Origin of the sequence: Fodinicola feengrottensis, from assembly GCF_010993775.1 — a bacterium.
Taxonomy (GTDB): domain Bacteria; phylum Actinomycetota; class Actinomycetes; order Mycobacteriales; family HKI-0501; genus Fodinicola; species Fodinicola feengrottensis.
Genome location: NZ_WOTO01000039.1, coordinates 1 through 13,472 on the forward strand (window position 1 = coordinate 1; position 13,472 = coordinate 13,472).

The window sequence follows — 13,472 nt, forward strand, 5'->3', positions numbered from 1 at the left end:
CGTACGGACGACAGCCGACAGTCGTCGGCTCGCCCAGGAGAACTCCGAGCTCAAGGGCCAGATGGACCGGCTCCGGCAGGAGGCCCAAGCAGCCCAGCAGGCCGCTCAGCAGGCCCAGCAGGCGGCATCTCGTGCCCAGGACGCCCAGCGTGGCAGCCAGCCTCAGATGGCCGGCGCGATGGGGGGTCTCACTTTCCGGAGAACCCGGCGGTGAGCAGGCGTTGCGGGTGCTCATGTTGGCACAGCGCACCGCCGACGATCACGTCGGGGAGGCCCGTCGGGAGGCTGAGAAGCTGCTCACCGACGCGCGCGCCAAGGCTGACGAGCTGACCCGCAACGCGCGGGCCAAGGCCGAGGCCCTGGAGCAGGAGGCCCGCCAGCGGCACCAGGAGGCCATGGGCAGCCTGGACGCGAAGCGCTCCGCCCTGCAGAAGCACATCGAGGAGCTCAAGTCCTTCGAGCGGGAGTACACAGGACCCGCCTGAAGGCGTTCTGGAGACCCAGTTTGCGCGACCTGACCGACCGTGGCCAGGCCATCGAGACCGAGAGCCGGAGCGACCGTTCGTCGGCCAGCACCAGCTCGACCGGGATCAACACTCTCGACCGGTGTGTCCGGCTCGTTCGGTGGCGGTGTGTCCGGGGCCTGGGCCTGGACAGCGGCCACGACAGCCGCTACTGATCGCGTACGAAGCACTGAACGGGAGCTGAGCGGGTGCTCGTCGGGAGCCTGCTGCTCATCGTGGCGGCCGCCGCGGTGCTGATCTATGGAGCGGTGACCAGCAATGTCCTGCTGATCACCGGTGCCATTGGCATCAGCGTGGTGGCCGCCGTTTTGCTGTACCTGGGAGCCCGCCAGGTCCGTCGACTGCCGGCCCGATCCGTCGCCGAACCGGTCAAGAAGGCGGCGAAGACCCCCGCCTCTCGCAGTTCTGAGAGCAAGACCGAGACCGCGGTGCTGCCGCGGGTCCCAGCCGCCGCTCCACCCGCGGCCCACCCATCGTCGGCCGTCCCGCCCGCTGTCGTCCCGCCTGCTGTCGTGCCGCCTGCTGTCGTACCGTCCGCGAAGAGGCCACCGGTGGTGGCCGAACGGGGCCGGCGCAAGCCCGTACCGCCAGAGGACCTGCCCTTCGCCCCGCCGCCGGCCGCCGACCGGTCTTCCACCAGCGGCATTCCGGCCCAGCCGGCCGGGAAGTCCGCGGAGCGCAGCGGGCCGGTCGGATCGGTGGATCCAGCGCTCGACAGCCCGACGACCCAACTGCCGGTCACGCCACCACCACCACCCGCCCTCAAAGCCGAGCCTCTCAAAGCTGAGCCTCTCAAAGCTGAGCCTCTCAAAGCTGAGCCCGCCAAGACTGAGTCGGCCAAGACTTCCCAGGTCAAGCCGCCGGTCAAGGCGCCGCCGGTCAAGGTTCCGCCGCTGAAAATCCCGCCGGTGAAGGTCCCGGTTGGCAAGATCCCGGTTGGCAAGGGCCCGGCGGAGAAGTCGAATGCGGCCGAGACCGCCGGCAAGGAGCCGGTCGAGCGGCGGGACGTGCTGCGCGATCCGGACGACCCGGCGGACGAGCCCGGCATCGAGCCGATCGGCACCGGGGTGGCCGACGAGTTCTCCGCCCGCGATGACGAGGTCTTCGTGGTAGATGGACGACCGCGGTTTCATCTGCCCACTTGTGCACACCTGGCGGACAAGGAGTCCGAGCCGGTGCCGGTGTGGGAGGCATTCGAGCTGGGTTTCACCCCCTGTGGCGGATGCCGTCCGGTGGCCGCCTTGATGGCCGTACGGCAATAGCGGTACGCATAACTTCCGGCTGCCGCGGTTTCCCGCTAGCGGATCCAGAATCCCCGCCTACCCTGGTCTGACAGCCACATGCATTGGCGCATGTCACGTTGTGGCGAACACGGACGTTACGTATCGTGTCTGCCTCGGGGAAGGCGTCTCGGCGAGACCTCGCGACCGGTGATACCGGGGTCGTGGGCGACAGCGGGGCCGCGCTCGCCGGCATGCAAGAGCGCAAGACAGGACATCCACTGTCGGACCGGATCCCGCCAGGTGCGCCGCGGCGGCGAGCAGAATGGACCAGGCCCGTGAGCCCCAACACCTCATCAGCGCCGCTGGCCGGCGCCAGCACGGAATATGCGGACATCAGAGCCGATCTGGCCGCCCGCGCCGACGACCTGCGCGGGGAACACGCCCGTGCCGTCGAAGAGATCTCCGAACTGCAGCGGGACCGGGTCTCCGACGGCGCCGGCGACGACCAGGCAGACGCCGGCAGCAAGGCCTTCGAGCGGGAGCAGGAGCTGTCGCTGGCGCGTGGCATCCAGGCCCGGCTGGACCAGGTCGAGCGTGCGCTGTCCGGTTGGACTCCGGCACGTACGGCATCTGCGAGCAGTGCGGCAACAAAATCCCGACCGCCCGGCTGGAGGCTTTCCCGTTCGTTACGCTGTGCGTGACCTGCAAACAGCTTGAGGAGCGACACTGAGCGCGATGTCCACCACCGGGGACGATGAGCCGGCCGCTGTTCGCCCCCGCCCACTGCTAGGGCGCATCCTGCCGTTCGCGGTGATCGCCGTGGTCGTCATCGGTTTGGACCAGCTGACCAAGGCACTTGTGGTCGCCTACCTGGAGGGCCGGCCGCCGATCTGGCTGATCGGCAACCTGGTGTCGCTGCAGCCGACGCGCAACACCGGTGCCGCGTTTTCGTTGGGGCAGACGTACACAGTGGTGTTGTCGCTGTTCGCCATTGGCGTGATCGGCTACATCATCCGGATCGCCCGGAAACTGAAGTCGCTGGGCTGGGCGATCGCGCTCGGGCTGATCCTGGGCGGCGCGGCCGGCAACCTGACCGACCGGATTTTCCGTGCGCCGGCACCATTGCAGGGCGGAGTGGTCGACTTCGTCAGCATCGGCTGGTGGCCGATCTTCAATGTCGCCGACTCGTGTCTGTGCGTTGGAGTGGGGCTGGTGGTGTTGCTGGTTTTCCGCGGCATCGGCGTCGACGGGCAACGAATGGGTGACCAGTCGGCGAAGTCTGACGGACCGGTGTCAGACTCGTCCTCGTGAGTGACTCCCTGACTGGCGACCGCCGGTCCATGCCGGTGCCCGACGGGTTGGACGGCATGCGGGTCGATGCCGCGCTGGCCCGAATGTTCGGCCTGTCGCGTACGACGGCCGCCGCGCTGGCCGCCGCCGGTGACGTCAGCGTCGATGGGGTGGCGCAGGGCAAGTCCGACCGGGTGACCGGCGGCGCGTGGCTGGAAGTGACGTTGCCGCCGCCGCCAGGCGCGCCGAAACTCGAGATCGCCACCGTCGAGGGGCTGAGTGTCGTCTATGCGGACGACGACATCGCCATCGTCGACAAGCCCGTTGGCGTCGCCGCACATCCGAGCCCCGGCTGGACCGGGCCGACGGTGATCGGCGGCCTGGCCGCGATGGGGCACCGCGTCTCCACCAGTGGCGCGGCCGAGCGACAGGGCGTGGTGCACCGGCTGGACGCGGGCACCACCGGGCTGATGGTCGTCGCGAAAAGCGAGCGCGCCTACACGTTGCTGAAGCGGGCTTTCAAGGAACGTACGGTCGACAAGGGTTATGCGGCTGTCGTGCAAGGACATCTGGATCCGCTGCGCGGCACCATCGACGCCCCGATCGACCGACACCCGTCGTCGGACTGGAAGTTCGCGGTGGTGGCCGGCGGCCGGCCGAGCGTCACGCACTACGAGACGGCGGAGGCTTTTCGGGCGGCCAGTTTGGTCGACGTGAAGCTGGAAACCGGTCGTACGCACCAAATCCGCGTGCACATGGCGGCGATGCGGCACCCATGTGTCGGCGATCTGACGTACGGGGCCGATCCCACGCTCGCCCAGCGGGTGGGCCTGACCCGGCAGTGGCTGCATGCCGCCCGGCTTGGTTTCGAGCATCCGGCGCACGGCCAGTGGGTCGAATTCACCTCGCCGTATCCGGCGGATCTGCAGCACGCCCTCGACCTGCTGCGTGACGCCTCGGTATGAACCCGCTCCGGCGGCTGCGGCGCGGCGCAGCCCGGTTGGTCGCGGGATTTCGCCGGCTCGCGGTTTTCTCGCAGGTTTTGCTGGGTTTGGCGGTCGTCGCGGTCCTGATCGGCGGAACAGTAGTTTTCGGTGCCGCGTCGGCGCCACCGCCGTCCAATGTGGACGACATTGACGTCGTACGAGCCGGTCCTTCCCAAGGCGCCAACATCGCGGCGTACCTCGCGTCGACCCGGCAATCGCTGGCCGCGTTGTCCGGAACCGAACCGGTGCTCGCTCTCGTGTCATTTCGGGACTATCAGACGGCTTCTTCGGCCGCTTCGGTTTTGTCCGGTACGACGGTAAAACTGGCCTTCGCGAGAGTGCCGCTGCCAGGCGTACAGACGCGCCTTTCGTCTTTTCCGGTCACCCATGCCGGCACCGACCTGGCAGCGGGAATGGCCCGGCTGGCCACCGAACGCTCCACCGAATCCACCCAGTTGCGGCAGTCCGCGGCCACCGACCCCGCCGGCCGAACCCAAGACCTCATCGGCGCCGACATCGCTCGTCGCGAGGCCACCGCCTACCGCTCCGGCTGCGGCTGCCTCTACGCCGCCGTCATCTCCGGCGCGCCGGCGGCCCTTCGCACCTTCGCCAGCCGGTCGGCCGTACGCGCCGTCGACCCCACCCCGCAGATTACCGACCCTTACTCCGCGGTCTTCACCCCGCTGCTCCCCGAACAACTCACCACCGTCGCACCGCCCCCAGACACCGCCGGTTAGGCGGGTTTGTTTTCGGCGGCGCGTACGAGCAGCTCGGCGGCCTCGACGTGGGTGGGTAAGCCGGTGACATCACCGAGCGTGGAGACGATGCCGGCGGCCAGCTGGTTGCCGAGCCACGCGGACGGCAGCTCGGCCAGCCCGCGGAGCCGACCGACCAGATAGCCGGCGGCGACCCGCGTCGCCGGCGCCGACCGGATCCACCACCGAGGAGGCCGCGGATGGCAGGTGGTACGTGTCAGCGCCGGCGTCGACCCACAGGCCGTCGGCGCCGGCCTTGACGACGGTCTCGGCGACGCCGGCCGAGCGGGCGGCGGCGATGATCGCGTCCGGGGCGTCGACGCCGAAGACCGGCAGCGCCTCGTCCGTACCGATGAACAGTCGGCCGCAGCCCTCCAGCAGCTCCCGAGAGCGCTTGCCCTGGCCCCTCACATCGCCCAACTGCGGGCGGATGTTCACGTCGAAGGCGACCTCGATGCCGGCCGCCGGCGCCTCCCGGCAGAGCCGGGCGACCAGCGCGTACGGGCCCTCGCCCAGGGCCGCGGTGAGGCCGGACGTGAGGATCGCGGTCGGCCGCGCCGCCAGCACCCCGGTCCGCGTCGGCGGCGGTCAGCCCGGCGGCCGCCGACCCGGCCCGGTAGTAGTAGACCCGGCGGGCGCCGTCGTCGGTCACGTCCTTGAGGAACAGCCCGGTGGGGCGCTCCGGGTCGGTGGCGATCAGGGTGGTGTCAATGCCGAGATCGGCGGCGGCGGCGATCAGCCGGGCGCCCAGCGGGTCGGCGCCCACCGCCGTACAGAGGGCTGTCCGGACGCCGAACCGGGCGGTGCCGGCCGCCACGTTCAGTTCGGCGCCGGCGACGTGTACGTCCAGCCTGGGGGCCGTCAGCAGGCGCTGGTCGGCCGGCGGCTGGAACAGGACCATCGGCTCGCCGACGGTGATGAGGTCGAGGGAGTCAGGCACGCGTTGCATTCTGCCTGCCCGCTGGCCTGTTCAGCGAACTCCGCAAGATCAGACGGCGGGCGCGATCTGGGCGTCCGGGTGGGCCGCGGTCTCCAGGGCGGCTGCGAGCGCGGCGACCTGGCCGATCTTGGCGGCGAGCGAGCTGGTCGGCGGTCCGGTCCCGGAGCGGGATGTGTACGAGCACCGCACGGTCGGCGAGCGTGACGAAGTCGGTGCTCACCGGCGCGAGGGCGGACCGTACAGCCGGCAGCGCCAGCAGCCGGGCGCCGTCCTGGTCCGCCTCGGCCAGCTTGAAGTGCTGGTTGCTCGGCAGGCCTTGGTCGACGAGCTCGGGGCCGACGTACCGGATGCCCAGCCGGAACTGTCCGGCGGGCCTTGCGAGGTGCGCGACCACGCTCATCATCGACAACCAGTCGGCCGGCCGCGGCCCGATCGCGGCGGCCCAGTCGTCGCGGCCAGCCAACACCGGCTGTCGCCACTCGAAGAGCTCGACCGGCACGGTCCCTACGGACCCGTACCAACCGTCTGAGACGGGCACGGGCCCGCCGGCGCGCCCGTCGATCTCCCGCGGGCCCAGCTCGGTCGCCCACACCCGGATGGCCCATGGCCACAGCGCTGTCCGCTGCAGACGGGCAGCGGTCGCTGCCGTGCCGACCAGCGCTGACATCTCATTCCCCTTCGGCTGGTGAAACCCACCCGCCGCCATTCTGCTGCTTACAGTGTGTTGCTGGCGTAAAGCGGTCCGGGTTCCATCGGACCGAACCGGTCCGACACGCGCCTTGGCCAACGCCAAAGTTGTCATACCGGCGTGCGAGGATCGCTGACGGACCCACACCACTTTGGGTCGTTGGTTTTGAAAAAAAGAGGGGGGTCAAGCCGAGGATGTCGTCGCCCGGCTCGTCCAGTGATTCGTTCGTACACCTGCACGTGCATACGGAATACTCGATGCTGGACGGCGCGGCGCGCCTGAAGGATCTGTTCGCCGAGGTGGCGCGCCAGGAGATGCCGGCGGTCGCGATGACCGACCACGGCAACATGCACGGCGCGAACGACTTCTACAAGCAGGCGATGAAGGCCGGCGTCACGCCGGTGATCGGCATTGAGGCGTATGTGGCGCCGCCTCGCGCGCTCACAAGCAGCCGGTGAAGTGGGGCGATCCGCACCAGAAGCGCGACGACGTCTCCGGTGGCGGCCACTACACCCACAAGACGCTGTGGGCGCGCAACGCGCAGGGCCTGCACAACCTCTTCAAGCTGACCTCCCGGGCGTATACAGAGGGTTTCGTACGCAAGTGGGCCCGGATGGACGACGAGACGCTGGCCGAGCACGCGGCCGGGGTGATGGCGACCACCGGCTGCCCGTCCGGCGAGGTGCAGACCCGCCTGCGGCTCGGTCAGTACGACCAGGCGCTCGCCTCGGCGGCCAAATACCGCGACATCTTCGGCGCGGACAACTACTTCATCGAGTTGATGGACCACGGGCTGGACATCGAACTGAAGGTGCGGGACGGGCTGCTGCGGATCGGCAAGGAGCTCGGCCTGCCGTTCGTGGTGACCAACGACTCGCACTACACGCACGAGGCGGACGCGGACTCGCACGACGCGTTGCTGTGCATCCAGACTGGCAAGACGCTCGCCGACCCGGATCGGTTCAAGTTCTCCGGCAGCGGCTACTACATCAAGACCGCGGACGAGATGCGCGGCATCGACTCGTCCGACGCCTGGCAGGAAGGCTGCCGGAACACCCTGCTGATCGCCGAGCGGGTGGACACCACCGGGATGTTCCAGTTCAAGGACCTGTCGCCGCGTTACCCCGTGCCGGAAGGGGAGACCGAGGAGTCCTGGTTCCGGATCGAGGTCGAGCGCGGGATGCGCCGGCGCTTCCCGGACGGCATTCCGCCCAAGCACCAGGAGCAGGCCGACTACGAGATGAAGGTCATCCTGGACAAGGGATACGCATCGTATTTCCTGGTCGTGGCCGACTTCATCGTGTGGTCCAAGAACAACGGCGTGCGGGTCGGCCCCGGCCGAGGCTCGGCCGCCGGTGCCATCGTCGCGTACGCGATGGGCATCACCGACCTGGACCCGTTGCTGCACGGCCTGTTCTTCGAGCGCTTCCTGAATCCCGAGCGCGAGTCGATGCCCGATATCGACATCGACTTCGACGAGCGTGGCCGCGGCGAGGTTATCAAGTATGTGACGGAAAAATGGGGCGAGGACAAGATCGCCCAGATCGCCACGTACGGCACGATCAAAGCGAAGGCGGCCATCAAGGACGCCGGCCGGATCCAGGGTTTCCCGTACGCGCTGGGCGACCGGATCACCAAGGCGTTCCCACCGGCGGTGATGGGCAAGGACATCCCGCTGTCCGGGGTGTTCGACGAGAAACACCCGCGCTACAACGAGGCCGGCGAGCTTCGCCGGCTCTACAACGACGAGGTCGACGTCCGGCAGGTTTTCGACCGTGCCAAGGGAATCGAGGGCCTGATCCGGCAGACCGGCGTGCACGCGGCCGGGGTGATCATGAGTTCGGAGACGATCACCGACTACATCCCGGTGATGCGGCGGGACTCCGACGGCGTGATCATCACCCAGTTCGACTACCCGACGTGCGAGTCGCTCGGCCTGCTGAAGAAGATGGACTTCCTGGGCCTGCGCAACCTGACCATCATCGAAGACGCGCTGCGCAACGTAAAACTCAACCACGACGTCGACATCGACCTGGACCACCTGGCCCTGGACGACCCGAAGACGTACGAGCTGCTCGGCCGCGGTGACACGCTCGGCGTCTTCCAGTTCGACGGCGGTCCGATGCGGTCGCTGCTGCGGTTGATGCAGCCGGACAACTTCGAGGACATCTCCGCGGTCGGCGCGCTTTACCGACCCGGACCGATGGGCGCGAACTCGCACATCAACTACGCGCTGCGCAAGAACAAGCAGCAGGACATCACGCCGATTCATCCCGAGCTCGAGGACGCTCTCAAGGACATCCTGTCCAAGACCTACGGCCTGATCGTTTATCAGGAGCAGGTCATGGAAATCGCGCAGAAGGTCGGCAACTACACGCTCGGTCAAGCGGACCTGCTCAGGCGTGCGATGGGCAAGAAGAAAAAAGAAGTCCTGGACAAGGAATTCGTGCCATTCAGTGAGGGCATGAAATCCAACGGCTTCTCGATGGCCGCGGTGAAGGCGCTGTGGGACATCCTGGTGCCGTTCTCCGACTACGCGTTCAACAAAGCGCACAGCGCCGCGTACGGTGTCGTCTCGTACTGGACGGCATTTCTGAAAGCCAACTATCCGGCCGAATACATGGCCGCGCTGCTGACTTCGGTACGGGATGACAAGGACAAGTCGGCGGTCTACCTGAACGAATGCCGCCGGATGGGCATCCAGGTGCTGCCGCCGGACGTGAACTCCTCCAGCGCCGACTACACCCCGGTCGGCACCGACATCCGCTTCGGCCTGGCGGCCGTGCGCAACGTCGGCGCCAACGTGGTTGCCGCGATCGAGCGCTGCCGCAAGGAAAAAGGCGCCTATACAGACTTTTACGATTTCCTCCGCAAAGTCGATGCGGTGGCCTGCAACAAGAAGACGATGGAAGCCCTGGTCAAGGCCGGGGCCTTCGACTCGCTCAACCACCCGCGCCGTGGCCTGCTGGCGATCCACGCCGATGCGGTCGACGCTTTCAGCGCCACCAAACGAAATGAGGCGATCGGCCAGTTCGACCTGTTCGGCGATGTCGGCGCCGACGAGGAAGCGGTCGTCGTCACGCCGGCGATCCCGGCAGGCGAGTGGGAGAAGGCCGATCTGCTCGCGTTCGAGCGGGAAATGCTCGGCCTCTACGTTTCGGACCACCCACTTTCCGGGGTGGAACACGTCCTTTCGGCGGCCGCGGACACTTCTTTGGTGGCGTTGAACGAAGACGCTGTGCCAGACGGCAAACTCGTCACCGTCGCCGGCATCCTCGGCGGCGTGACCCGCAAGGTCACCAAGGCCGGCAAGTCGTGGGCGATGGCCCAGCTGGAGGACTTGTCGGGCTCGGTCGAGGCGCTGTTCTTCCCAGCCACGTACGAGCTGGTCAGCATGCACATTGCCGAGGACGCGATCGTCGTGTTGAAGGCCCGCGTCGACAAACGTGACGACGTGCCGCGACTGATCGTCTCGGACCTGTCGATCCCGAACCTGACCGACATCTCCAAGGCCCCGGTGACCCTGTCGCTGGCCGCCAACCGCTGCACCCCGCCGCTGGTGAACCAGCTCCGCGAGGTGCTGGTCACCCACCCCGGCACCACCGAGGTCCGACTGAAAGTCACCAACGGCGGTCAAGCCACCATGCTCCGCCTCCAGGACGGCCTGCGTGTGACACCTTCTCCGGCGCTGATGGGCGACCTCAAAGCCCTCCTGGGCTCCGGCTGCATCGTCGCCTAGATGTGCCGGCGCATGCCTCGGCTAGGATGTCGTCAGCGGTTGGTGAGAGGAGGGTGTCATGAGTATTTCAGCACACGTGTCTGACGGTGATGGGCCGGGCGGCGAGGATCCTCGTGTCACTCTAGGGCAGCTGATTGTCTTCCACCGGGGGGGGGGGAATGGACAGAGGCCGACTACAACGCACTCCCAGAGGGCGTCCATGTCGAGCGCTGCACGACGGAAGGCTGATCCTGGTGCCCGAGCCGACGTATGAACATCAGTACGCGGCAAGAGTTCTTGCCAACGATCTATCCGAAGCGATCGGGGATCCGCACCTCGTGGTAGGACCGGTAGACGTACGGATGGCTGACGGTCATCGCTACAGGTCACCCGATCTGGTAGTCCTGCGAAGCCGTTACCGCGGTCGACCGGCTGATCCGCAGAACGTCCAACTCGTGGCCGAAATCGTGTCGCCTGGTGGAGGCGACGAGTACGACCAGAAGATGATCGTCTATGCCGAGGCTGGCATCGCGTGGTATCTGATCGTGCAGGAAACCCCAGCTGGGTATTTTGCCGAGCTTTACGAGCTCGAAACCACGTCGAACAAATACGTACGTCACTCGGCGACCGCGCCGGCTGGTGAGTTGGACCTGCCCGAGCCTTTCCACGGCACCCTGCGGCTGCGCCAGCTGTCCTGAGGTCCGATAGCGCAGCCGGTTGAGAAAAGGTCGACGCGCGGGCGCCCGTACCAGGAGCATGGTGGGTATGGGAACGGATATTTACGGATGGCTGGAGTGTCGGGCGTGGCCGGGCAATTTGGATGAGACCTCATGGTCGGCGGCGATCAACCTGTCGCTTTTGACCACAGCACGGGACTACGACGCCTTCGGCTGTCTTTTCGGAGTCCGGAACTACGCGAAGTTCGGTCCGATTGCTGCCGATCGTGGCCTGCCCGTGGATGTGTCCGACGTAGTGAGACAGGATCACGCCGAGTCGCTGGAGGACATGGGTTTCGGGGACACCTGGATCGGCTGGGACGAGCTGAAAGCGGTTGACTGGGACGAGTTCGCGGAGGCGCCGGACAGCCGGATCCATCAGTACGAGCGAGGCGCCGCCGGTGAGTTACGGATGGTGGAAAAGGCGGTCTGGAGCCGAAAGTTCACTGAAGTCGCCGGGATCACCGGTCCGGTCGGCGGCTATGGCGAGCGGAACTGGCCGGACGGTACCGAATGGGTGGACGGCACCACTGTCTTTCGGGCCGAGCGGCTTCGCCGCCGGGATGCCCTGTCCCTTGACTCGGGAGGCGATTGGCAGCCTTTGTGGGACGCCTGCGCGTTGCTGGCTTCGGTGCACGGCGACGAAAACGTACGACTCGTCGTCTGGTTCGTGTCCTAAAGGGCTGTGGCTACGTTCGGAGGGTGGCGACGGCGTTGGCGGCGGCCAGGCCAATGGCGGTGTTGATGTGGCTGTCGTTGGCGGGATGGGTCAGTGCTCGGGTGAAAACCGCGGCGGCGTAACGCGAGCCGTCCGGAAACTGGATCACGCCGGCCTCGTTGCGTACGACGCCGAGCAGCCCGCCGCTCTTAGCGGAAACCCTGACCGGGCGCGGAAAACCCATGGCCAGCCGGTGCCGGGTGAGTTGGGTCGCCATCAACTGTCTGACCTGCGCGCAGGCTTGCGGCGGGCCGGCTTCGTCGCGCCAGATCAGGCTCACCAGAGTGGCTGCTTCGCTTGCGGTCGTACGCATCGCCGTCGCCGGCCGCATAGCGCGAGACCGGGAAACCAGTTCGTCGACATGCGGGTCGGCGGAGGCGTTGACCAGCTCTTTCCAGTCGGCGAAGCCAGCGTCCGTGCCGACGGAGTCGAGCATGTCCCGCAATGTCGTCGGGATGATCGTACGCGTGAGCCCGAGCGAGGTCAGGGTGGCGTGGATGCTGTCCAGACCGACCTTGTCGATCAGTACGTCGGTGGCCGCGTTGTCACTGATCACCATCATCATCCGAGCCAGGTCCCGTACGGACACCTCAACGTCGTCGGCGAAGTTCGAGAATCCGGTTGGCCCGGCGGTGTTGCTGGTGGGGGAGAGGCGGACGCGCTCAGTCGGGTCGAGTTTTCCGCCGGAGATCTGCCTAAAGACCTCTAACGCCACTGGGGTCTTGGCCACCGAGGCGGAAACCACCAGATCATCGGCGCCGACGGCCACCTCGCCGGGGCCGTCGATTTCCCGTACGCACAGCCATCCCTCGCACCCGGCATCGGCGAAACACTCATAGGTTCAGTCTTACAAACGCAGTGCCTGCTTCACGAGAGAGAGCGCCTTGTCGGCGTCGATGCCGAGTTGCCGGACACGAGCCGCGTACGCGAGCGCCGCTTCGTGAGCGGCTTGCAGACCGGCGTCTGGACTGGCGGCCACAAAAGTGCCATGTCGGCCGCGGGTGACGACGACGCCGTCCTGCTCCAGCTCACGGTACGTACGGGCGACGGTGTTCGCGGCGATGCCCAGATCGGTGGCGAGTTGGCGGACCGGCGGCAGTCGGGTGCCGGCCGGCAGCACGCCCGAGCGGGCCTGCTCGGTGACCTGAACGCGCAGCTGCTCGTACGGCGGTGTCGCCGACCGCGGATCGATCTCGACGATCATGACAGCGACCTTTGGGTATGTTTTTCGTCGAGTGCGGGACATTGTGCCGCACTCGACGTCGAGTGCGGGGTTTTGTCCCGCAGTCGACGTGGCGGCCGACACCAGTGGGGTGTCGCGGACTCGGCGCGCCCTAAGCGAGGGCGGCGTCGATGGCGGAGGTGACGATCTCGTCCTCGGGCTCGGTGCGCGGACGGAAGCGAGTGACCGAGCCGTCGGCGGTGACCAGGAATTTCTCTCGAGTTCCACTGCACGTCGCCAGCTGCGCCCTCAGCGTCGGCGACCTTGGTCAGTTCGGCGTAGAGCGGGTGCCGGCTCTCGCCGTTGACGTCGATCTTCTCGAAGAGCGGGAAGCTCACGCCGTACGTGGTGGAGCAGAACTCCTGGATTTCCTCGGCGGAGCCGGGTTCCTGGCCGGCGAACTGGTTGCAGGGGAAGCCGACGACCGAGAATCCGCGGTCGGCGTAGCGCTTCTGTAGCCGCTCCAGGCCCTCGTACTGCGGGGTCAGTCCACATTTGGACGCCACGTTGACGACCAGCAGCGCCTTGTCGCCCAGCGCCCCGAGGGTGGACGGCGAGCCGTCCAGGGTGGTCAATGGAATGTCTTGAATGCCCATGTCAGTGCACCTTTGCTCGGTCGACTACTAAGTTAAAGCCTCTGACATTCAGCCGTTGGTGGCGAGTGTCAGCTCGTGTTAGGTGGGACACAGTCA

General features: G+C 67.2%; 14 protein-coding genes and 3 pseudogenes. 11 read left to right on the forward strand and 6 right to left on the reverse strand.

What is annotated here, in order from left to right:
* The 8 genes from GNX96_RS30805 to GNX96_RS30835 form a co-directional block, all read left to right on the forward strand.
* A partial coding sequence (locus GNX96_RS30805; RefSeq protein ID WP_279581954.1) for a hypothetical protein occupies nt 1-214 on the forward strand: 214 nt, incomplete at its 5' end.
* A 7-nt stretch (nt 215-221) separates the two neighbouring features.
* Complete coding sequence (locus GNX96_RS30810; protein ID WP_279581955.1) at nt 222-485, forward strand: hypothetical protein; 264 nt, start codon at nt 222-224, stop codon at nt 483-485.
* A gap of 20 nt (nt 486-505) precedes the next feature.
* Nucleotides 506-679 (forward strand): hypothetical protein, encoded by a 174-nt coding sequence (locus tag GNX96_RS56615; protein WP_279581956.1) that lies wholly within the window; start codon nt 506-508, stop codon nt 677-679.
* A 33-nt stretch (nt 680-712) separates the two neighbouring features.
* Nucleotides 713-1,786, forward strand: coding sequence for a hypothetical protein (locus GNX96_RS30815; protein ID WP_163571521.1), 1,074 nt, complete (start codon nt 713-715; stop codon nt 1,784-1,786).
* Between the two features lie 283 nt (nt 1,787-2,069).
* The gene (locus GNX96_RS30820) at nt 2,070-2,477 is read left to right on the forward strand and encodes a TraR/DksA family transcriptional regulator (RefSeq protein ID WP_390624181.1); all 408 of its coding nucleotides are present in this window, start codon (nt 2,070-2,072) and stop codon (nt 2,475-2,477) included.
* A 5-nt stretch (nt 2,478-2,482) separates the two neighbouring features.
* Entirely contained in the window at nt 2,483-3,058 is a 576-nt protein-coding gene (gene lspA / locus GNX96_RS30825) for a signal peptidase II (RefSeq protein WP_163571523.1), read from the forward strand.
* Nucleotides 3,059-3,087: 29 nt separating this feature from the next.
* Nucleotides 3,088-4,002, forward strand: coding sequence for an RluA family pseudouridine synthase (locus GNX96_RS30830; RefSeq protein ID WP_163571604.1), 915 nt, complete (start codon nt 3,088-3,090; stop codon nt 4,000-4,002).
* Nucleotides 3,999-4,760, forward strand: coding sequence for a hypothetical protein (locus GNX96_RS30835; RefSeq protein WP_163571525.1), 762 nt, complete (start codon nt 3,999-4,001; stop codon nt 4,758-4,760). Before GNX96_RS30830 ends, GNX96_RS30835 begins: the two co-directional genes overlap by 4 nt.
* A gap of 69 nt (nt 4,761-4,829) precedes the next feature.
* Here GNX96_RS30835 and GNX96_RS30840 read toward each other — a convergent pair whose 3' ends face one another.
* The 3 genes and pseudogenes from GNX96_RS30840 to GNX96_RS30850 form a co-directional block, all read right to left on the reverse strand.
* On the reverse strand, nt 4,830-5,345 hold the full coding sequence (locus GNX96_RS30840; protein WP_163571526.1) for a PfkB family carbohydrate kinase: 516 nt from the start codon (nt 5,343-5,345) through the stop codon (nt 4,830-4,832).
* 34 nt (nt 5,346-5,379) lie between these two features.
* Nucleotides 5,380-5,727, reverse strand: a pseudogene (locus GNX96_RS65255) (PfkB family carbohydrate kinase); the annotation flags it as partial.
* Nucleotides 5,711-6,385: a hypothetical protein gene (locus GNX96_RS30850; RefSeq protein WP_163571529.1), complete on the reverse strand. Its 675-nt coding sequence runs from the start codon at nt 6,383-6,385 to the stop codon at nt 5,711-5,713. The pseudogene GNX96_RS65255 and the gene GNX96_RS30850, both read right to left, overlap by 17 nt.
* A 215-nt stretch (nt 6,386-6,600) precedes the next feature.
* On the opposite strand from GNX96_RS30850, the pseudogene dnaE reads away from it, so the two are divergent.
* From dnaE to GNX96_RS30865, 3 genes and pseudogenes are all read left to right on the forward strand, one after another.
* Nucleotides 6,601-10,145 (forward strand): annotated as a pseudogene (gene dnaE / locus GNX96_RS30855) (DNA polymerase III subunit alpha).
* Between the two features lie 158 nt (nt 10,146-10,303).
* Complete coding sequence (locus tag GNX96_RS30860) at nt 10,304-10,822, forward strand: Uma2 family endonuclease (RefSeq protein ID WP_279581988.1); 519 nt, start codon at nt 10,304-10,306, stop codon at nt 10,820-10,822.
* Between the two features lie 118 nt (nt 10,823-10,940).
* Complete coding sequence (locus tag GNX96_RS30865) at nt 10,941-11,519, forward strand: hypothetical protein (RefSeq protein WP_279581958.1); 579 nt, start codon at nt 10,941-10,943, stop codon at nt 11,517-11,519.
* Between the two features lie 10 nt (nt 11,520-11,529).
* Here GNX96_RS30865 and GNX96_RS30870 read toward each other — a convergent pair whose 3' ends face one another.
* The 3 genes and pseudogenes from GNX96_RS30870 to GNX96_RS30880 all read right to left on the reverse strand — a co-directional run bounded on the left by GNX96_RS30870 (nt 11,530) and on the right by GNX96_RS30880 (nt 13,376).
* On the reverse strand, nt 11,530-12,360 hold the full coding sequence (locus tag GNX96_RS30870; protein ID WP_313885824.1) for a serine hydrolase: 831 nt from the start codon (nt 12,358-12,360) through the stop codon (nt 11,530-11,532).
* A gap of 45 nt (nt 12,361-12,405) precedes the next feature.
* Nucleotides 12,406-12,762: a GntR family transcriptional regulator gene (locus GNX96_RS30875; RefSeq protein WP_163571536.1), complete on the reverse strand. Its 357-nt coding sequence runs from the start codon at nt 12,760-12,762 to the stop codon at nt 12,406-12,408.
* Between the two features lie 130 nt (nt 12,763-12,892).
* Nucleotides 12,893-13,376: pseudogene (locus GNX96_RS30880) on the reverse strand (glutathione peroxidase).
* Nucleotides 13,377-13,472: the final 96 nt, after the last annotated feature.

Excerpts from the sequence above, each read along its gene's own strand:
- GNX96_RS30860 (WP_279581988.1), top strand. The coding sequence starts at position 10,304 with ATGGACAGAGGCCGACTACAACGCACTCCCAGAGGGCGTCCATGTCGA.
- GNX96_RS30850 (WP_163571529.1), bottom strand. The coding sequence starts at position 6,385 with ATGTCAGCGCTGGTCGGCACGGCAGCGACCGCTGCCCGTCTGCAGCGG.
- GNX96_RS30830 (WP_163571604.1), top strand. The coding sequence starts at position 3,088 with ATGCCGGTGCCCGACGGGTTGGACGGCATGCGGGTCGATGCCGCGCTG.
- lspA (WP_163571523.1), top strand. The coding sequence starts at position 2,483 with ATGTCCACCACCGGGGACGATGAGCCGGCCGCTGTTCGCCCCCGCCCA.
- GNX96_RS30820 (WP_390624181.1), top strand. The coding sequence starts at position 2,070 with ATGGACCAGGCCCGTGAGCCCCAACACCTCATCAGCGCCGCTGGCCGG.
- GNX96_RS30835 (WP_163571525.1), top strand. The coding sequence starts at position 3,999 with ATGAACCCGCTCCGGCGGCTGCGGCGCGGCGCAGCCCGGTTGGTCGCG.
- GNX96_RS30875 (WP_163571536.1), bottom strand. The coding sequence starts at position 12,762 with ATGATCGTCGAGATCGATCCGCGGTCGGCGACACCGCCGTACGAGCAG.